This is a genomic window from Pseudarthrobacter sp. B4EP4b, assembly GCF_006680095.1.
Taxonomy (GTDB): Bacteria; Actinomycetota; Actinomycetes; order Actinomycetales; family Micrococcaceae; genus Arthrobacter.
The window spans coordinates 55,808-74,753 of record NZ_VHIJ01000026.1 but is presented as its reverse complement, the minus strand read 5'-3'; the positions used below and the strand labels follow the sequence as shown (position 1 = coordinate 74,753).

At 62.0% G+C, this 18,946-nt stretch carries 18 protein-coding genes; 7 read left to right on the top strand and 11 right to left on the bottom strand.

What is annotated here, in order from left to right; genetic code table 11:
• Positions 1-213: 213 nt before the first annotated feature.
• From FNL14_RS09775 to FNL14_RS09740, 8 genes are read right to left on the bottom strand one after another with little or no spacing between them, the layout of a single operon-like run.
• A complete protein-coding gene (locus tag FNL14_RS09775) occupies positions 214-636 on the bottom strand; it encodes a DUF4913 domain-containing protein (protein WP_142059585.1) in 423 nt (140 codons plus the stop codon).
• On the bottom strand, positions 629-2,398 hold the full coding sequence (locus FNL14_RS09770) for a type IV secretory system conjugative DNA transfer family protein (protein WP_142059583.1): 1,770 nt from the start codon (positions 2,396-2,398) through the stop codon (positions 629-631). The genes FNL14_RS09775 and FNL14_RS09770 overlap by 8 nt, the downstream gene beginning before the upstream one ends.
• Positions 2,398-4,017: an ATP/GTP-binding protein gene (locus FNL14_RS09765; protein WP_142059581.1), complete on the bottom strand. Its 1,620-nt coding sequence runs from the start codon at positions 4,015-4,017 to the stop codon at positions 2,398-2,400. The genes FNL14_RS09770 and FNL14_RS09765 overlap by 1 nt, the downstream gene beginning before the upstream one ends.
• Positions 4,017-5,528, bottom strand: a complete 1,512-nt coding sequence (locus tag FNL14_RS09760) for an SCO6880 family protein (RefSeq protein ID WP_142059579.1) — start codon at positions 5,526-5,528, stop codon at positions 4,017-4,019. Before FNL14_RS09760 ends, FNL14_RS09765 begins: the two co-directional genes overlap by 1 nt.
• Position 5,529: 1 nt before the next feature.
• Complete coding sequence (locus tag FNL14_RS09755) at positions 5,530-6,834, bottom strand: hypothetical protein (protein ID WP_142059577.1); 1,305 nt, start codon at positions 6,832-6,834, stop codon at positions 5,530-5,532.
• On the bottom strand, positions 6,834-7,559 hold the full coding sequence (locus FNL14_RS09750) for a hypothetical protein (protein ID WP_142059575.1): 726 nt from the start codon (positions 7,557-7,559) through the stop codon (positions 6,834-6,836). Before FNL14_RS09750 ends, FNL14_RS09755 begins: the two co-directional genes overlap by 1 nt.
• A gap of 12 nt (positions 7,560-7,571) precedes the next feature.
• Positions 7,572-7,859, bottom strand: coding sequence for a hypothetical protein (locus tag FNL14_RS09745; RefSeq protein ID WP_142059573.1), 288 nt, complete (start codon positions 7,857-7,859; stop codon positions 7,572-7,574).
• A gap of 13 nt (positions 7,860-7,872) precedes the next feature.
• Positions 7,873-8,466, bottom strand: a complete 594-nt coding sequence (locus FNL14_RS09740; RefSeq protein ID WP_255470765.1) for a DUF6668 family protein — start codon at positions 8,464-8,466, stop codon at positions 7,873-7,875.
• Positions 8,467-8,633: 167 nt separating this feature from the next.
• On the opposite strand from FNL14_RS09740, the gene FNL14_RS09735 reads away from it, so the two are divergent.
• From FNL14_RS09735 to FNL14_RS09705, 7 genes are all read left to right on the top strand, one after another.
• Complete coding sequence (locus FNL14_RS09735; protein WP_011689726.1) at positions 8,634-8,906, top strand: helix-turn-helix domain-containing protein; 273 nt, start codon at positions 8,634-8,636, stop codon at positions 8,904-8,906.
• Positions 8,907-8,939: 33 nt separating this feature from the next.
• Complete coding sequence (locus FNL14_RS09730) at positions 8,940-10,022, top strand: CHAP domain-containing protein (protein ID WP_142059569.1); 1,083 nt, start codon at positions 8,940-8,942, stop codon at positions 10,020-10,022.
• Positions 10,019-10,534 (top strand): hypothetical protein, encoded by a 516-nt coding sequence (locus FNL14_RS09725; RefSeq protein ID WP_142059567.1) that lies wholly within the window; start codon positions 10,019-10,021, stop codon positions 10,532-10,534. The genes FNL14_RS09730 and FNL14_RS09725 overlap by 4 nt, the downstream gene beginning before the upstream one ends.
• A gap of 6 nt (positions 10,535-10,540) precedes the next feature.
• Complete coding sequence (locus tag FNL14_RS09720; RefSeq protein WP_142059565.1) at positions 10,541-12,004, top strand: chromosome partitioning protein ParA; 1,464 nt, start codon at positions 10,541-10,543, stop codon at positions 12,002-12,004.
• Between the two features lie 49 nt (positions 12,005-12,053).
• Positions 12,054-12,284, top strand: coding sequence for a hypothetical protein (locus FNL14_RS09715; protein ID WP_255470764.1), 231 nt, complete (start codon positions 12,054-12,056; stop codon positions 12,282-12,284).
• 400 nt (positions 12,285-12,684) lie between these two features.
• Entirely contained in the window at positions 12,685-14,280 is a 1,596-nt protein-coding gene (locus tag FNL14_RS09710; RefSeq protein ID WP_255470763.1) for a helix-turn-helix transcriptional regulator, read from the top strand.
• Positions 14,281-15,254: 974 nt separating this feature from the next.
• On the top strand, positions 15,255-16,025 hold the full coding sequence (locus FNL14_RS09705; protein ID WP_142059561.1) for a ParA family protein: 771 nt from the start codon (positions 15,255-15,257) through the stop codon (positions 16,023-16,025).
• Between the two features lie 633 nt (positions 16,026-16,658).
• On the opposite strand, the gene FNL14_RS09695 is transcribed toward FNL14_RS09705, so the two are convergent.
• The 3 genes from FNL14_RS09695 to FNL14_RS09685 form a co-directional block, all read right to left on the bottom strand.
• On the bottom strand, positions 16,659-17,258 hold the full coding sequence (locus FNL14_RS09695; protein ID WP_142059557.1) for a hypothetical protein: 600 nt from the start codon (positions 17,256-17,258) through the stop codon (positions 16,659-16,661).
• Positions 17,259-17,452: 194 nt separating this feature from the next.
• Positions 17,453-18,124: an Abi family protein gene (locus FNL14_RS09690; protein ID WP_181762588.1), complete on the bottom strand. Its 672-nt coding sequence runs from the start codon at positions 18,122-18,124 to the stop codon at positions 17,453-17,455.
• A 316-nt stretch (positions 18,125-18,440) separates the two neighbouring features.
• Positions 18,441-18,620 carry a hypothetical protein gene (locus tag FNL14_RS09685; protein WP_142059553.1) on the bottom strand — a complete coding sequence of 60 codons (180 nt, stop codon included), beginning with the start codon at positions 18,618-18,620 and terminating at the stop codon, positions 18,441-18,443.
• Positions 18,621-18,946: the final 326 nt, after the last annotated feature.

Sequence of the window (18,946 nt, the reverse complement as noted above, 5' to 3'; positions counted from 1 at the left end):
AAAGAACGCCGTCAGCTTCAAATCCCCTAACTGTGCAAGGCTGTCAAGCGATCCGCTGCCCACAGCTGGGGACAATCCTGATGGGTTATCCACCGCTACTGCTGTTGAGGGAGCTTTCCTGGTGGCTCCCGATTTTCAGCCGGGGATAACCCGGATTGCCCCCAACTGTGGACAGCCCGCGTGGTCACCTAGGGCGTTGGCTAACGGAACCCGTTAGAACAGTCCTGGGGGCGGTTCTTCGCAGGGCAGAGGGGCGAGTTTGGCGCGGTGTCCGTCGTCCGGGTTGCAGCCTTTGAACGGCCCGTCTGTTGAGAGCAGTACGGACATGTGGTGGTCTGCGTGGTCGCGCCACCAGACGCTCATCCCTGTGGTTCCGTCCAGGCGCAGGAATTCCCAGGCACGCCAGAGCGCTTCGAGGCGGCTGATCGCTTCGGCGTGTTTCCACCACTGCGGGCACCAGGTGACGCCCCCTTGGACGTTGAGCTGCCGGCGGTAGCTGGTGGCCAGTTTGCTGCTGACGAATTCTGCCACGTTCGGGTAGAACAGCTCAGGAGCTTCCGGCTCCTCTTCGGCTGGCTCGGTGGGGGTTGCGGTGTCTCCCAGTTCGTCGTCCCACTCCCCCAGGCCCTCACTCACCGGAGGCACCCGCGGTGACCCATCGGTTCCCGGCTGCGGCCGTCGGTTTGTTCGCAGGGTCATGTGCGGCGATCGAGGCCCGCACCGCATCGGCCTGCGGACCGCTCATCCACGGCACTGTCTCCAGCAGCGCCGCAGGGGCGCCGGAGGCGAACATGATGGCGCGGCCGCGAGGGAACGCGGCCAGGTCGGACACGTCAAGGGTGCGTTCTTTGCGGTCGTCGTCGTGGCTGTAGGAGGTGCCTTGTTTGGAGCGGCTTTTGGTCGTGTTGGAGTACCGGTATTCGCCCACGAGCTGGGCGAGCTCGTTCAGGAACTCGGCTTCGGCGACACCGCCGCCGTAGACCTTGATGTTGGAGGCGCTCCAGAGCTTGCGCATCCCGTCCCGGCCCCACACTTCAACGCCCTGGGACCAGGACTGGAGGATGGTCATCAGGACGATGCCGCGGGAGCCGTAGTGGCTGTAGAGGTTCGGCAGCTCTCGCCACCGGCAGACGTTGGCTGCTTCGTCCAGGACACCGACCATGGGCGTGGCCAGACGGCCTCCGGGTGAATGGACGGCGAGTTCTTCGGCGGCCTCGACCGTGGCCACGGTCAGCGCCGTCACCAGCGGGCCCGCGGTGCCTTTGCCTTCCTTGGACAGGCTGTACAGGGTCCCCTTGGAACGGACGAATTCCGCCGGATCGAACTGCGGCCGCCCATCCTTCTCACCCTGCGGGGTCACCCAGCGGGCGACCTGGCGGTTGGTCAGGCAGGAGGCCATCTGCAGCGCCGTGCCGTACACGCCGCCGCGCTGTTTTTCGGGGGCGTTGATGACGCCGCCGACGGCGTTGGAGGTCTGGGTGAAGCCGTGGGCCTTGAGGATGTCCACTGCTTCATCATCCGCGGGACGGGTCAGCCAGGTGTGGACCTGCGTGATCGGCCGGCCGTCGAGGGCTGCGGCGAGCAGGAGCCCGGCAAGGAGGTCCTGGCCGGCGGGGTCGAAGTAGGCGTCCGTTTTGGCATCCGGGCCGCGGGATCCGGCGGCGAAGTGGTCGGCCAGGCGTGCCGCTTTCACTTCGTCGGTGACGTAAGACAGCGGGTTCCACCACCAAGAAGGTTCCTCGAGTGCGACGGACTGCGGGTCGAAGACCCAGACTGGGCCCTCGGCGGCGCGGACGTCGCGTGTTCCGTCAACGATGTCCCGCTTGTTTGAGGTCACCAAAGCTGCTCCCGGGGCGGCGAGGATCGCGGGGATTGCCCGGGATGTCGTCTTGCCTGTGCGGGGTCCCCAGATGTCGATGTGCATGTCTTCCCAGGATCCGTAGACCATCTGGCCGCCGAGGACGGTCTTGCCTACCGGGACGCCGGGTGAGCCTTTCACTCCGAGACGTTCTGCGGTGGCTGTCGCGCCGCGCAGGCTCAGGGCGCGCAGGTCACGGCCTTTGGCCATGTGCTGGGCGGCGGTGTCCACACGGGAACGCTTGGACCGTTTGCGCAGCACCGCACGGACCACAAGAACGGCCACGATGAGGATGAGGACGCCGAAGCCGACCAGTACCCAGGTGGCGGCCGCCGGCCAGGTGACCTTGTGCGAAATCAGGCTGAAGACCAGTTCAAACGGGTTCGCCGGCAGTGTCTGGCTATCACCAGACAGGATCGAGCCGAGGTGCACGGCACCGGCAACGGAGCCGACACCGAGCACCACGACGGTGATGAAGACCCAGAGCAGGATGGTTTCGCCATCCATCCGGGAGCGCTTGCCGCTGCTTGATGCACCCATCAGTTGTCCCCTTCGCCGTTCCTGCTGATCGTCCAGCGCTTGTTGGTGTCGTGCAGTTTTTCTTCGACGCTGGTCAGCTTGAGCGCGACGGGGATTCCGGGGCGGCCGCCGACTTTGAAGAGGAATTTGCCCAGGCCCGGGCGGACGCGTTTGCGGGATCCGCCGACGTCGGTCCATGAGCCCGGGTCTGCCCATGAGATGAGGCGGGTTTGTTCGGCCCGGGAGAGGGTGACCGCTTTGTTGAGTTTTTCCATTTCTGCTCCGGGGAGCGCGCCGCAGACGACCATGCCGGAGCGTTCTACGAATCCGCGGGCTTTCATTCGTTCGGATTCGGTGGGCAGGGCTTCGAGGTCGCTCATGGTGTGCGTGATCATGGCCTGCCCGACACCCTCGGTACGGTTCAGGCGGGTCAGCGAGTCAACCCGGTCGACCATGCCTTCGCCGGAGCGAAGGGCCCGCCACAGTTCGTCCATGACGACGAAGTAGTTCCGGCGCGGTTCCAGGCCGGCATCTGCCAGGGTGTGGGCGACCTGGACGGTGGCGAACCCGGTTGACCAGCAGGCCAGCAGGCAGGCCGCTTGGATGTCCCTCTGCGTGTCGGAGATCCCTGAGAGGTCAAAGACCACGGGTTTGGTCAGGTCCATCGGCTGGTCCGTGGGCTGGGAGAACATGTCAGAGAAGCGGCCCGAGCCGTCGAGGGAGTACAGCGACTGGCGCAGCTGGTCGGTCGCGTCGAGGTAGCGGCTCATGTCGCCGCGGTCCAGGGCGATCGCCCGCAGCTCGTCGGGGGCGTCTTTGATGACCTCGATCAGGTCCCCGATCAGGGGAACGCGGTCCAGGCGCTCGTCCAGGATGTGCAGGGCCCGGTCAATTAGGGATTCCTCGTGCGCGCTGGGCTTGGCGTTCCGCACGATGGTGATCAGCGCCGTGATCATGTTCAGGCGCCGGTTGTGCGAGTCGGCCATCAGCTGTTCGGCCAGCTTCTCTGCCTTCACCGCTGCCGCGAGCAGCGGCGCGGCCGCGGCCTGGTCGCCATCTGGATCATTCAGGATCCGGTTCGCCTTGGCCCGGTGTTCCTCGGCCGAGGCGAGCAGCCTGACGGCGGCTCCCGTGGCTTCACCGGGATCCAGGACGTTCAAGTGCCCGCGCCCTGGACCCAGGCTGATGACCTGCCCGCCGAGGGCTTCGATCAGGTCAACGTAGTCCGGCTTCAGGTCACCGAGGATCAACGGGTTGATGCTCCGGCCTGCCAGGCCCAGGACGATGTGCCGGACCAGGGTGGACTTGCCGTAGTGCGGCAGGCCCAGGACAAACATGGAGGGGTTGTTGATCATGCCGTGCATAAACCAGCTGATCGGATCGGCCCCGAAGGGCGCTCCGGTGTCGGTGTGAACACCGATCGGGACTCCCAGGATCGGGGTCCCACTGCCGCCCACGAACGGCCAGAGACCGCAGACCTGGACCGAGGTTCCGCGCCATTCGTCCGCTGCCGTGACGTAGACGGCTTCGCCCTGTCCGCGGCCGCGCCAGCCCCGCAGGCCCGGGCGGCGGGCGACCGCGGCCGCGAGCTTGGAGGCAGGAGCCTGTGTGCGCTGGTGCTTGGTCTTGCTGCCAAACATCACATGGCCTCGCGGATCTCTTCGGGAACCTTCAAGTGCTTGGGCAGGACCAGCCCCAGTGGCAGGGACGCGGCAAAAGCAGAATCCTGTGCGCCGTAAGCGCGGCGCAACAGCAGACGTGCCGACGGGCCGAGGTTGCCCTCCACGACGGCCACGGCGTCCTCAAGGTCCCGGGAGGACAGCACCGTGGCCGTGACCACCATGCCGAAGTTGACCAGCCCGGCCCCCTTGGCTTCCTCCGCTGCGGTGGCCTGCGCCGCGCGCGCATCCACCAGGGCGCGGGCGGTGGGCCGGTTGGTCGAGGAAGCCCGCGTCAGGGCGCTGGTCTGGTCCGACTCCACGATTGCGGCCGCGCGGCCGGCTTCGATCGGCCGGTACAGCAAGGTGACGCGCTTGCGGTCGATCTCCCCGTGCGGTGCGACCAGCCGGCCCAGCGCTGATGCCAGGATGTGCCCGCGCGGGGCGCCGGTCATCGTCCAGGACACCGAGTGCCCGGAATCGTGGCGGTAGCCGTCCCAGTTGGATTGGTGGGCGGACGGCCCGACGTCGCCCCAGTCCAGGTCAACGGGTGTGCCCTGGTAGTGGGCTTCGTCAATGAGCCGGGCCGCTGCAGGGTCGTAAGCGACCCGAACGACCTCGCACAGTTCCTGGGCGTTCAACGGCGCGCATGCCCCGGCGCCGGTGGATTCCAGACGCTCGGTCAGGCTGGGAAGCCGTGAGGCGAGATCCCTTGCGATTTCTTCGGCGGTGCGTCGTTTGCCGCCGGCCCGGGCGGCGGCGCTGAATGTCAGCGCGACCCAGGCACGGATCGTGGCCGATCCCTGCGGGTAGGTGTTCAAGGCCTCCCGGAGCATGGCCTTGGCAATGTCAGGGGCGTCGTCATGGATGTTCGATTCAACTTCCCGGCGCAGCCGCGCCCCGGAATCGGGTGCGGTTTCGACCGTGACGGATGCAGCCACGACGGCAGGTTCATTCGACAACGAGGCCAGCCAGCCGCCCCAGTTAGCCACCCAGGCGTCAATCTGCTCGGGATCGACCAGGGACGCACCGTCGGGCTGGGTGCCGAAGATAACGGTGTAGTGCGCGGTGGAGGGAAGGTGGATCAGCGCGAAGGGGCGGCCATAGGAGTCGGTGAACTCGTAAAGCTTGGAACCGGCGGAGATCCCAGGCAGCTGGAACTCGCCCCAGGGCGTCAGTCCCAGCGGGCCGGAGCGGTAGATGTTGGCGCGTCTGCGCCGTGCGGAGCGGAACGCCAGCCGGGCGAAGATCCGCTCCCCTACGGATTTGTTGTGTTTGTCGGTTACCGAGACGACGGCCAGCGCCGCCCCAAGGATGAGCAGGGCAACGAGCCCGGCGAGCCAGCCGCCGACGAAGAGACAGATCACCGTGATGATGAGGCCAACAAACAAACCGGCTGTTGCCAGCCCACCAAGGGTGCCGATGCCCGCTTTGCGCGGGCGCCGCCAGTTGCCGTAGGTCGGTTCCCTGTATGTGTTCTCGATAGCGGCCATTTCAGGCACCCCCCGTGGATTCTTCGCTCATGTCTTTGATGGCCCCGGAAGCGGCCTGGCCTGCTTCTGTGCCCTTTTGTGCTGCCAGTACGGCGACACCGCCCGCGCCCGCGGCCACAGCGCTACCGCTGGCGGCTGCTCCGCTGCCTGCAGCAGTACTGCCGGTGCCGGTGGATGGTGCCGCGCCTGTGGAGCCGGCGCTCCGGGTATCTGTTTTCCCCGCTGTGCCGGACGTTCCTGCCGTTCCCTGGCTGCCGGTGCCCGAGGGGCCCTGCGATCCGGGGCTTTGGCTCGAGGTGCTGCTGGTTGTCGTTGAGCTGGTGGATGATCCGCCGCCGCGTCCGGCGCTGCCCATGCTGATTGCGCCGGAAGCCAGTGCGCCGACTGTCCCTGCTGCCAGACCGCCACCGCCGCCAGCGACAGCACCAACCATCGGGGTGACGAACCGCATGAGGGCTGGCATGGCGAACAAGGCAATGATCATTAGAGCCAGGCCGGTGACCGTTGCCAGGAGCGCGGAGCCGAAGTCCTTGCCGTCACCAACGTTTCCGAAGATCTTGCTGCCGCTGAGCTGGAAGGCCGTCGCGTAGATGATGGCGGCCGCGGGCTTGTAGAGAATGAAAGCGATCAGCCATGCTGTGCATTTCTGGAACCAGCCCCTGCCTGCCTCGGTGTTGCTGAAGGCTGCAGCTGTAGGGAAGATCCCTGTCAGGATGACGAGCAGGCCGCCGCGGATGATCATGAGCACGATCTGCATGACGGAGGCCAGAATCGCGATGAGCCCCAGGAGGATGATCATGATCGACCCGATCGGGCTGGTGGCCGAAAGCGCTAATAGGGCCGTGATGTTTTCGTTGAACGAGGTCCCGTTCGTGGAGTTGGTGATGATCCAGGCTGAGAACTGATCCGCCGCGACTGTCAGCAGTCCCACTGCTGCCACACCGGCGCCGGAGACGACGATTAGGGTCGCCAGCGAACGCACCAGATCGCGCAAGGGTGCACCCCTACGTTCAATCGTCATCTTGGCTGCACCCACGAGGACAGACATCACAGCCAGGGAGGCCGTCCAGAAGTAGAGACTGTTCTGGAGGAACAACACCGGGTCACTCGCGGTAGACCCTCCCGGGGCTGCGGTTAGAGCGGGAGTTCCCACGTTCACCCAAAATGTCCCGAGTGTTTGGACTGTTTGTCCTACGGCATCGGCAATAGCTTTCGCCATGTTCTTGACGGCATCATTGGCGACGTCCTCCAAAGCCGCGCCTGCATGGCATCCGATGCTGAAGGTGTCCCATCCTTCGCAGGCCATCAGACACCAGACCAGGGAATGTACCCGGACAAGTCACTTATCTGTCCCCCGCCCGTGCTGCCGGTAGCGGGAACAACAACCTTCCAGTCGCCGCTGTGCCACTGGAGCGGAACAGGAACGGAAACCAACGCACCGTTGCTGCCCTTTGCAGCAATGACGATCACGGCTCGATCGGGTTCATATGAGCGGATCTGGAAGCCTGCGATCTGCGCTGTCACAGCTGATGTCGCTTGCGGCTCAGGCTGATTCAGCAGTGCATCTCGTTCGGGTCCAGGGACTGCTAGCTCCTCATAAACCAGTCGAGCCTTCCCCGCAGCGGAAAGCACGGCGACGTTTGACGCCGCGTACAGGGCTCCCATGGGTGAGTGTGCAAAGCAGGAGCGGAGGCCGTTGGCTTCGGACTTGCCGGGGCCGAACTGGGTAGGTGACGTTGGTGCGGCGATCTTGCCAACCAATTCCCATTTGGTGTCGGTTGGTGTGGTGGCCGGCTTGGCCTGGTCGCCGGATGGCAGGCCGCACACACTGGCCGCCGACGTCTCCGTAGGTTGGCCGCTGCTGGCACTCGTGCTGGTGGAGCTCGGTTCAGGGGACGCCGTTCCGCCGCCTCTGGGAACCAGGGCCAGGATTACCCCGAGCGCGACAATGATCGCCACGACAACGGCCGAGATGATGAACTTAGGTTTGGTCAGCGGATTCTGGTCTTCGTTCACTGTCGGTTCAGTCATGGCTGAAGCTCCTTAGACCAGGGCGCCTACGACGCCGCCGGCGGAGGCTGCCAGGATGCACCCGCCGAGGACCCATGCCAGACGGCCGGCATGCTCGCCGCCCTCGCCCCGTCGGTTGTTGACCATCATCGTTCCGGCTGTGATCAGGATGCCCGCCACGGCCAGGCCGAAGACGATCCATGCGAGCCACTTGAGCATCGTCAGTACGCCTTCAGAGCCGGGAGGCGCTTCACCTGTGCCCGGGTTCGGTATCTCTGTGATGGCAAAGCTTGACCATTCCAAGGCCTTGGAGAACAACATGAGTTTCTACTTTCTATTTGGCCGGGAGTCCGGCGGTGGCAGTTACTGCGATCTGCACCTGCTCGAGGGTGGTGCGGGCTTCTTTGGGAAGTTCCTCGGTGGCGATGTCATCGCCGTAGCGCCATGCGTCCACCCAGGGGAAATGCCACATGTGGGGCACTCCCCCGCCGACGACGCGGGCGAAGTCGCGGATCTCTTTGGGGAGCCGTCCGGGAGCGTCAGCCATGACCACGAGGCCGGCGACCTGGATGTCGGGAAGTGACCTTGATGCCCATTCAGTTGCAGCCAGCCGTGCCGCGCGAAGGCCTGGGATATTGGACCGGGCAACCAGGACGATCACGGATCCGGCTGGAGTCAAAGGCCAGTGATGATCGGCTGCCCTGGTGTTCTTGTCCAGGCGTGCAAGCGACGTTTCGCCCGCGCCGCCGTGGACGCCAAGCCACCAAAAGCTCGGTTCCCTCCCCGCGACGTTCTTTCGGGGAAGCCGGTCCGCCTGGTCGGGCTGCGGAACACTCAGCTGTGGCCTGGTCGCCCCCGTAGGGATGAAAGGCGGCTCTTCCGGGATAGCTGGAACGGGTTCGTTGATAGTTTCTGCGCCGAGCGTCACCCAGCGATTCTTTGAGACCGGCATTTCACTTCCCCTACTAATGTCCGCAAAGATCGTATCGGTACCATCCGACACGAAAGGCCAAAAGTGACCGCAAACAACACCTTTAGTACCTTTCAGTCACTTCTAGTACATCACAGTACCAATTTGTGGTCTACGATGGCTCTATGCGGTGGGACGGACTGAGCGTGGACCCCAAGTACCTGGAGGCACTCTTCGCCAAGTACCCGGAGCGTCTTACGCCTCAGGACCTCGAAGAGATCTTCGGGTTGTCCCGAAACACCGTCTACCGCTGGCTCCAAACCGGAGTGATTCCTGCTTACCAAGTCGAGAAGACATGGTTAATCGCCAGAGATCAAGTCAAGGACTGGGTCTGGGAGAACCGGAACACGCTCAGGAAGGGCCAGACACCGGAAGTGAACGACGAGGACCAGCCCTAGGGCGAAGCAGCCGAGCAGATGTGAGGGGGACACATGCAATCACGAACGAGCGCGCCTGTGCTGGTCGCCGGCGCCGTCCTTGCGCCCGTCGGCTTGGTACTGTCCATCATCCTGTTCGGCGGGGGCTCTCAGGCCGCGGCCGATGTCTGCTCATCAACCGGGTCCAGCGTCAGCGTTGACGCAAGCCAGCTGCCCAAGGTGCCTGTCGCCGGCTACGAGGGCGAGCAGCTGAAGAACGCTGCCCTGATCATCAACGTAGGCAAAGCCCTCGGCCTCTCTGCCCGGGGGCAGACGATCGGTGTCATGACGGCCATGGGCGAATCCGGACTCCGTGTCCTGGACTACGGCGACGGCCCGGGCCCTGACTCCCGGGGACTGTTCCAGCAGCGCGACAACGGCGCATGGGGGACCTACCCGGACCGCATGAACCCAACGACTTCAGCGACGAACTTCTTCACCGCCCTGCAGAAGGTCAGGGGCTGGGAACAGCTCGAACCCACCACGGCCGCGCACAGGGTCCAGCGCAACGCCGACCCGTTCCACTACCAGTCCTACTGGGCGGCCGCCGTCGAGGTCGTCGCCGCCCTGGCCGACGTGCAGATCACCGATGCCGGCGGGGAAAGCTCCTGCGGGATCCCTGGCCAATCCGGCAAGGACGATGACCTGCCGTGGCGCACGGCGAAGATCTACGAGCCATCCCCGTTGGGCATGTACAACCGCGAATGCGTCGACTTCGCCCTCTGGCGTGTCAACCAACAGCTTGGCAGCACCACCCTCCCTTACAAGGTCCTGAACGGCACCTTCCGGCCTGACGGTGCCGTGCTCGGCTCTGCCCTTACCTGGAAAGACGGCTGGGACGCCAAGGGCTGGCCCACCGGTGGAACACCCCGTGTTGGCGCTGTCGTCTGGTACTCCCCCGGCACCGGGGGCGCCGATGGCACCTACGGCCACGTCGCCGTCGTCAAAGCCGTCAACGGTGACGGCAGCTTCCTGGAAGAGGGCTACAACGGCAACCCCGCCCCGAACGACCACACTTACTACACCCGCACCGTAGAGAACAACACTCCCAGCGCCTTTCTCTACCTGCCCGGCAGCAACTCACCGGAGGAACCATGAAACGCGCCCTGACAGCCCTCGCCGCCCTGCTCGTGTGCACGGCCTGCGCGCCGGTAGCCAGCTCAACACCCGCGGAACCGTCGCCCAGTGCTTCCGCCGCCAGCCCAGCCACTCTCAGCGCAGGCGGCAAGCCCCAAGCTCCCGGCGGCACAGCGCCGGCCACCCTGGGCATCCCCTGGGACGAGGCAAGCAAAACAGCCGCGCTGGAAACCGCGACCAAGGCCATGACGCTCTACGCCCGTCCCACGGTCACGGACAAGCAATGGATCCAGGAGCTCGGGCAGCTCCTGACCGCCCAAGCAACCGCTGATTACCAATACGTTGACCCGGCCAACATCCCGGTCACCAGGATCACTGGAACGGGCCAGCTCAGGATCGATGAGAACAACGGTTTCGGCTGCCATGTCGTCTTCCCCACCGATGCCGGCGACTACGACGTCCAGCTGCTCCGCAGCGCAGCCGACAAGCCCTGGCAGGTCAACCGTTTCACACCCCCGAACGGCACAAAGTAAGGACAGATGATGGAAACTCAAGCGCTCGACTTCCCCAAGATCAACGCCGTTCTACGCACCAACGGAACCGGCGAAGTCACCATCAACGGAACCTCCCACGCGATCGAGGCCGCCGACGAAGCCGCCGTGCTCAACGATGCATTACGAATCATCACTGAAACCGCTGCCCAGCTCGGCCGACCCGTCCGCGTCAGCACCACCGACCCGGACGGGCAGGGCCTCATCATCGTCTCCCCCGAAGGCGTCGTCAGCGAGGCCGCACCGATCAAGCCCACCGCAAAGCGGGAGCAGGACCCCCTGCCCGTTACGGCAACCCCTACGCTGGAAACGGCCAAGGCCACGACCACGGCCGCGCCTGCACCTACGCCTGATTCAGTCCTTTCTGCCTCTCCATCCGAGGGGGCGCCGGGAGAAGCTGCCGACGCTGCGCCGGTGACCTTCAGTGCAGCCGTTACAGCCGCTCCCGCCGAGGGGCCCGAACCGGCCGCCACAGCAGCCGCAGTAGAGCCTGCCACTCGGCGCAGCCTCAAAGACACCTCGTTCCTCATCAGCGCGCCCGTGCTCCAGCCGGCCACGCGCGGCTGGCGGGGCGTTCTCAGCCGTCTGGGCTTCCGCATGGACCCCTCGCCGGAAGAGCTGGCCGAACGCGAGGACATCCGCGTAGTGAGCCAGCACTGGCCAGGCCCCCGCACCGTAGCCGTCGTCAACCGCAAGGGCGGAGCGAACAAGACCCCCACCGTCGTGATGCTCAGCGCGATACTGGCCCGCTACAGCGGCGCAGCGACCGTCGCCTGGGACAACAACGAATCACAGGGCACGCTCGGCTGGCGCACCGAAAAGGGCGGCCACAACAACAGCGTCCTGGATCTCATCGACTCATCAAAGGCACTGCTCTCCCCCAGCGCCCAAGCAGCCGAGATCGCCCAGTTCGTCCACCACCAGACCTCGGACAAGTTCGACGTCCTGCGCTCAGACGAGAACGAGGAGGGCGACCACGAAGTGACCGCAGAGGAGGTGGACATCGCCCACCAGGTACTCACCCGCTACTACCGTCTGATCGTCATGGACTCCGGAAACACGGCCCGTGCCGCAAATTGGCGGCGAATGATCCACCACACCAACCAGCTCGTGGTCCCCGTGACAGCCATCGAAGACCGCGCCGAGGCCGCGCGCCTGACTCTCCAAACGCTGGAATCCCGCGGCGGCCACGACGCCGAGCTGGCCCGCAACGCCGTCGTCATCGTCTCCGAATCCACCGACGCCAAGCGCAGCATGAGCGGCGACGCGCTCAAGCGCGCCAAGGATGAGGCCAGGCGGATCGCTGACGGCTTCGCCCCGCATGTACGAGCCGTAGTCCGGATCCCCTACGACCCCGCCCTGGTCAACGGCCCCATCCGATACGACGCCCTCCAACCCGCTACCCAACGCGCGTGGCTCGCCGCAGCCGCAGCTGTGGCGAAAGGTTTCTAAGAAAGTGCGACACGCCGAGAGATTGCGGTACCGGTACCGAGGCTCATGGATGGGCAAGGATGAGACCATGAGTCAGCCATATGCAACCCCGAAGCTCGACGGCCAGCGCGTCGCTTTGCGCGGCCGCGTATTGCCCGACCAGCACGCTCGCGCGAGTACGCAAGCGGCACGCCACGGCCTATCGCTGAGCGAGTACCTTGGCGCGCTCATCGACCGCGACAGCGGGCTTCCCAACAAGATAGACCAACCGCAGGAGGCGCTGATCCCCAGGGCGTCTTAAATTACTGAAGGCCCGCACTAGGCGGGCCTTCGTAAACATATGTAGTTCAGATCAATGATCTTGGCGGGTCGCGATCTGAACTTTTATCCAACACCCACCCAGTGGGTGGATCTTGTCATATCCATCCCCGAGAGGAAGGCTACTGCAATCCATGGTACCGGAACCGGTATTGACGTCAACGCATGCCCTTGTGAGTGTCGCTCAAGGTCCAAAACCAGAAGATGCATGGGGTCTTGCTCCGCTGATAGCTGGCGCGCCTTCGTACCGATTGGGGCGCTGGATTGGGCAGAGGTTTCAATATCCTCGGCCAAAGAATGCGCCGAAGATCACTCGTTCTTTGCCGAGACATCCTGCTGCTGTAATGGTGCACGGCACGGACGGCCGAGTCTCTACGCTGTGCTTGGACTTTGACACCTCGAAGGCACTGAAAGGCGTGGTGGACTCAGACGCGGTCCGGGTGGGCCGTTTGTTGTCGGCGTGCGGCATGAGGTTCGTGGAGGATTTCTCCCCCAGCGGTGGACGCCACCTTTACGTGCCGCTGCACGACCGGATGGACGCAGCCGAGGCCCGGGAACTAGTCGAAGCGCTAGCCCTGACGGCCACCAGTCTCGACCCGAGCCCCCACCAGAACATCACCGACGGGTGCATCCGTGTCCCAGGAACGCCCCACAAGTCCGGTGGCCACCAAACCCTCATCACTCCTCTGTCCCAGGCATACGACATCCTGCGGCGCCGCAACCCAGCCTCTGCGCTGATGGAGCTTCGGTCCGCGCTGGCTCCGGAGCTAACCCGGAAGCGCGCACTCAAAGCCCGCGCAGCCAAGACTGTTGCCGGACAGCGAACCGGGATTCTGCCGGCACTACCGCTAAACGCTGGTAGTGAAGCGCCGCTGCGCAAGGTCGCCCGAACCGGCCTGTACGACACGGCCAGGTACAAGGGCCCATCCGAGGCTCGCATGGCTGTGCTGAACCACTTCAGCGCCTGCGGCTGGTCCCTACAAGACGTCGAGAACGAACTCACCGGCCAGTTCCCCGGGCTGGCCGCCCTATACGGAACCCCCCAACGCCAGGCACGACTCCTGCCCTATGAGTGGACCAAAGCCCAGTCCCTCACCTCCAGTCAAACCGTGCAGAAACGACTCCCCCGTAAACACAGGAAAAAGAGTGCCCCTATTAACAACACAAGCCCAACTTTAACCACCGGGGGGGCAGAGAAACCTAGCAGCGTTGGAGTGCAGCAGCTCGTAAATGATCTGGAAAATGTGCTCTACGCAGTCCTCGATTACAGACTGCAGGCCAGAGGCCGGCAAGGCCTCAGCCTCCGTCTGCTCATCCGTGGACTACTGGGCTACATGAGGGCCAAGGAAACTAATGTTCTTGATGTTGGATGTCGAACTCTTGCTGTCGCGATGGGAAAACACCACGTCACCATTGCGAGGCTCCTGCCCGTCCTGGTTGCTGCCTCCGATGGAATCCTGACCAAAATCATGGATGCACGCCACAAAGCCGCCGACGTGTATCTCATCCAGCTCCCCGAGCAGTACCAGCAACTGGCTCGCGAACTAGCCTGGCGAAAAGGAAAAATTCATGCCATCCGGCCTGTTTTTCGAGCCCTGGGGGATGCAACAGCGCTGGTGTACGAAGCCATCGAACGTGGACGCCACTCCCCCACGACTGCGGACCTCGTGCGGGCCACCGGTGTCAGCCGGAATGCATGCTCGGCCGCGCTGGCAGAGATGGAAGCCCTAGGTATGGTCGAACGCCAGGGACAAGCGTGGAAGATCACCACAGTCAACTTACGCATGCTCGCGGCACGACTCGGCGTCATGGATGACTACCTTGATCAGATCAGCCGTAACCGCAATGAACGTGCTGCCTGGCACGCCTACCTAGACCGGTTTCTTACCCCCAAGGTCGAAGAGAGTGACCTGTTTGATCCAGAACGGGATGAGTACTGGCTACCACCTGATGATGCGGCAATTTGGCATGCAGCTTGAGGCCGAGTGACAGGAAAGAGTTAGGAATGCATTGCGGTGCCGGCCTGCAAGCAGGTTGAGGAGGATCTTTTCGATCTCGATCGTAAACATTGTTGGCTGCCACCCGCCGAGGACTCTGCCTTATGGACAGTGGGCAAAGACTCTCTTAGTTCTCGCCGCCTGCCGTGAACCCAACGGTCGAGCAAGGAGTATGTCGAGGAATCAATCTTGACGTATTTATTCTTGTTCAGGGCCGGCAAGTCTAGAGCGTTCCCGGATCAACAAACGAGTAGGCCCAATGGGGGCTCTATGAAGACGTCATCATCACGCCACTAGCCCTTGAGCCTCGGTGTTGCAGAGCACCGGGGTATGCCCTCAGCCTTCTTGAAGCTAGCGGCATATAAAATAAATCCAGACATATTTCACCTTCGGATACGGTCGCGGCCGTTAAAGGTGCGTCTATACAGTGCCTGGAAGGCCCTGCACTCCCAGTGTTTTTTGGCGAGCCTATCGGTGCCCATGCGACGCCAGAGGTAGTTTTCCGTCCGTTCCGGAGCTAGGCACTCGACCTCGGAAACCCACCACCTCCCTCTCTGTAGTTCCGCTTTCATAGGCGACGCGCCAAGATAAATACGTCATGACGTAAAGATAGATGGATAGATGGATGGATAGCCCGATGTCCGGTGCGCTTCGGGACCGAAGGAACTCGCTGGACCTTCTCTGAGGAGCATGCTGCGTGCCACATGTGACGTCAGAGGTAGTTTCCGTCCCTCCCGGTTAGGATTCGATATCGAAACCCCCTATCTCGGCGACGCGCCGAGATAAATACGTCATGACGTAAAGATAGATGGATAGATTGATCGTCGGATGTCCCTGTGGGTGGTGCGGGTGTGTTAACCGCCAGATGGTAATAAATACGTCATGACGTAAAGATATATTGATTGACGAATTGATAGATGGACAGGCAGATTTATTAATTATGATTGAGGTGACTTGTGAAAGTAACTGCGATAGGGAACCGAAAAGGCGGAGTCGGTAAGACCTCTGTGACACTGGGTCTTGCCACTGGTCTGAAGTTGATCGGCAAGAAAGTGCTCGTGATTGACCTGGATCCTCAGGCTAATGTCACCGAAGCACTTGAAGGCTCCGGTGAGTTCGACGTTTTCGACGTGCTGTATGGGGGAGAAGCCGGCACTTTGGGGCAGGCAATCACCGAGACTTCTTGGCCTGGCATCGATCTCATCCCGAGCTCCGAATCGCTTGCGCGGCTGGAATCGGAAAGCCTCATGACACCAGAGTTGCGGTTAAAGACCGCCGCCTGGGGCGCTGAGGAATTGATGGCATACGATCACATTCTTCTGGATCTTCCGCCCGCGTTGGGTCGTCTTACGCTCAATGGCCTTATTTGGGCTGATCGAGTCCTTGCCATAACGGAACCTGCAGCCTTCTCGGTCAAAGGCGTCACCGAATTCCTGGAGACAGTGAAGAAAGTGCAGTCGCTACCGCACCTGAATCCGGCACTTGAGTTCCTAGGAATCATCATCAACAAGACCAGTTCGCCCCTGACAGGAGAGCATGCCTTCCAAATCGGCGAACTGGAGGCTGCCTATGGCCAAGATGTAAGGAGTCCTCACCTTCCGCTCAGGACTGCCATGCAGGACTCTGTCAGCTCCAGAGCGCCTCTAACAAAGCTCAACAGCAGGGGAGCTGTAATCATGACCGAAAAGTTCGTCGAGCATGCTCGCTTTATCGATGGAGTCAACTGATGCCAGTAGAGAGAAAATCAGCAATCCGCAAAGCGCCTGCTGCCGACGTAGTCGATGTTCTGACTTCCCGAAGCGACAGTAGACAAGCGCTGTCTACGGAACCTTCGCATGCACAGTCACCTGACCCGCTAGAGGCTGCTCCTCGAACATCGTCAAACAGGCGGCCCGGGCCGGGCCGTCCTCGAAGTAAACGTCGGATGGAACCCTTCTCCTCAAAGATCGAAATCGAACTCAGAGACGAGATGGATGACTATGTAGCTGAGCACGGACTTTCGATCATCGACTTCCTGGATGAGGCAGTCAGGGACCGCCTCAAAAAATAATTATGTCTTGACGTAATTATTAGCCATAGCTGCCGCGTTCGTGAGTAGTCAATAACGACCGTTTGTGGGACGGGGGTTCGGTTGCGATGGGGAAGTGGCCCGGCAGGACTGCAGTTCTCCAGCTGCTCTGAGGCGCTCCGGAGCAGGTCAATAACGGCCGATTCTGATTGGGAGCTCGTCTAGCAACCGGGACCGCGCATCCCGCCAACCATGAGGGATGCGGTCTTTATGGGCAGGACTCTCGCCGCATCGAACCACCCGTTGAAAGACGCGATTTCACCGAGAAAGCGGAATTTAGAAACTCTTTGACTCAGCACACCTCTCTGAGCGGGACCTCGTCGACCCGAGTGCCTGTGGAATCAGTAAGCTCTACCCGGACAAGCACGCAGGAGGGCGCATACAACTGCATAGTGAAGGAGTCATGATTTTCCGGGTGGTTAACGGTGTCTGTTGTGACATCGTTCGGCGTGTCATCATGGGCGCCTGGTAGGTCTTCGGTGTCCTTTCGCTCGATGTACTTGTAAACAGTTGCTCCCTCGAGATTGTTGGAGACCTTTACCCAACTCGTATTGCAACTAGGGGAGTGCATGACTTTCGCCGTGGCAATGGGAGTGTCCTCTCCCGGCTTGAACAACGAAAATTGGTCCTTTGCCTCTGCGTCGGCATCACACCCATCCAGTGGACTGTGTTTGTCGTACTTTTCGGCAAGCTCGGCTGCCGAGGGTGGAAACCACTTTTGCCACTGATCTGTGACGGTGATCAGAAGGTTCGCACCCTTTTCCAGCGGTTCCAGTATGGCGCTTGCCACGCCCAAGGCAAGGACTAGTGCTGCAATTGCCGCGCCTTTCTTGATCGCCTTGGGCTTCTCCTTCTTCGTATCCGACTCCTTGAGTTGCTTATCCTTGGGCATGCTTTAACCATGAGTTACGGTGGTTCGCTCTTCAAGGCTCGTGATGAAGTTGAGACTTAGGCTGCTATGGCAATGATCAGCTACACAGGCAGCCTAGATTCTAGGTCTAGTTGAGGGGGCCGGCAGCGGAAGTTGCCCGGATATAAGTCTTTCTCGCCCAAAGTTTACCGCCACTTTGAAAATCCCTTGGCCGTTCAGGGCTTGGAATTCAGCAGGGTGGCTACTCTGCTATGGCTCCGTACGTGCATCTGAACATCCCGGTCCAAAACGCTAAGCAACCAAAACAGCTCACGATGCGCCTTGTTCGCTTTCCGTAGGTTTGGCTCGTGATGGGCCAGCCGGTTTCGCACCTCGTTGAGCGTGAGAAGGCGATCGTAAACGTCCTGACGCGCAATCCCCGGAGCGAACGCATTGCGAAGCGCATGGGTCCACAGTGTGGGCTCAAATCGAGAACTGAACAGTTCTACCCATACGCCGAACGTCAGATCCGCAACGATCCGCCCTGTTTGCAACGGAGGAAGTTGGTTGCTCGTATGACTGCATTTGAACTTCTTACGAGATTCAGCGAGACGTTGGCGAAGCCATTCATTAGCGTCATAACTAAGGCCAGCCCTGTTCGTAGTACTTGCAACCGGAAATAGCGTCAAAGCTGTCGGTGCCGCCAGCCATGTCAACGACGGCTGAACCAAGGTGCTGAGCTCCCGGTGAATTGCATTTCGGAGTGCAACTTCGACGTGCGCGAAATCATGCAGGAGTGCCGCATTGACGGCTGTATTCCACTGATATAAGTCGAAGGCGCGCTGCGTGTCGTTGCCGGCTGCCCGAAGATAAGTCTTGAACCGACCAGCTGTAAGCCAATCTTGCACCCAAGGAGCGTAGGGAGAGGCGTTGGGATGCAATCTGGTTGCCTTTCCGATAGGCTCGAGGAGCAAGTTCAGAATAGCCTCTGGCGGAGATAGTCCGGCATGTTACCTGAACACTTAACTTGGTCGCCCCGGTATTCCGTCTTTGAGCGGACCCGGGGCGTTCCCATTTGAGGGCGGTGTTTTACGCAGGCGCCAGATCATCGACCTCGACGCCCGGCCCACCTCACCTTTAGAACTGGGATCCTGGAGTGCCCACCAATGCCGAGCCAGAACCGGTGGCGGGACCCACCCCTATCGAATGGGATTCAAACTGCGCCTAGTCGGCGTCGGACTCGGCGTCATCCACGATCTCGCCAGACGCGATCCGCTCCTCGGTGCATCGATATGCTCCAGCCGTGTAGTCCTCCAGGTCAATTACATCGATGCGCCAGATGCCGCAGCCTCCAACTTGAATGGCGCCGCACGCACCTTGAGTACGGCTAGGCGCTTTCAGCATCGGGCTCATAGCTCTAGTGGTCGTACTTCTGTTGCTTTGAATGGTTAGTCTGCACTCTCGGAGACCGTGTGGGGAAACGTCGCAGAGTGGGCCGGTGTCGTGTGACGTTCTTTGGTTTGTTGGAGCAAACGGTGTACGTCAATAACGACCGTTTCTGAGTGCACTCTTGGGCGGCAGTTGGGGAGCGGTCGATCTCGTCTGCGTCTTCTAGTTGTGCCGAGAGTGATTTGGGGTGTGTCAATAACCAGCGTTTCTGCACGTGCGGTAAGGGCTGTCGGCGGGCCAGTAAGGACCGGCAGGACCTGTCGGAAGAAGGTAGGACGCGC

Bases quoted from the DNA above. Each gene is read 5' to 3' on its own strand.
- FNL14_RS09770 (WP_142059583.1), bottom strand. From the start codon at position 2,398: ATGGGTGCATCAAGCAGCGGCAAGCGCTCCCGGATGGATGGCGAAACC.
- FNL14_RS09765 (WP_142059581.1), bottom strand. From the start codon at position 4,017: ATGTTTGGCAGCAAGACCAAGCACCAGCGCACACAGGCTCCTGCCTCC.
- FNL14_RS09760 (WP_142059579.1), bottom strand. From the start codon at position 5,528: ATGGCCGCTATCGAGAACACATACAGGGAACCGACCTACGGCAACTGG.
- FNL14_RS09755 (WP_142059577.1), bottom strand. From the start codon at position 6,834: ATGGCCTGCGAAGGATGGGACACCTTCAGCATCGGATGCCATGCAGGC.
- FNL14_RS09750 (WP_142059575.1), bottom strand. From the start codon at position 7,559: ATGACTGAACCGACAGTGAACGAAGACCAGAATCCGCTGACCAAACCT.
- FNL14_RS09745 (WP_142059573.1), bottom strand. From the start codon at position 7,859: ATGTTGTTCTCCAAGGCCTTGGAATGGTCAAGCTTTGCCATCACAGAG.
- FNL14_RS09735 (WP_011689726.1), top strand. From the start codon at position 8,634: ATGCGGTGGGACGGACTGAGCGTGGACCCCAAGTACCTGGAGGCACTC.
- FNL14_RS09730 (WP_142059569.1), top strand. From the start codon at position 8,940: ATGCAATCACGAACGAGCGCGCCTGTGCTGGTCGCCGGCGCCGTCCTT.
- FNL14_RS09725 (WP_142059567.1), top strand. From the start codon at position 10,019: ATGAAACGCGCCCTGACAGCCCTCGCCGCCCTGCTCGTGTGCACGGCC.
- FNL14_RS09720 (WP_142059565.1), top strand. From the start codon at position 10,541: ATGATGGAAACTCAAGCGCTCGACTTCCCCAAGATCAACGCCGTTCTA.
- FNL14_RS09715 (WP_255470764.1), top strand. From the start codon at position 12,054: ATGGGCAAGGATGAGACCATGAGTCAGCCATATGCAACCCCGAAGCTC.
- FNL14_RS09695 (WP_142059557.1), bottom strand. From the start codon at position 17,258: ATGCCCAAGGATAAGCAACTCAAGGAGTCGGATACGAAGAAGGAGAAG.
- FNL14_RS09685 (WP_142059553.1), bottom strand. From the start codon at position 18,620: ATGCTGAAAGCGCCTAGCCGTACTCAAGGTGCGTGCGGCGCCATTCAA.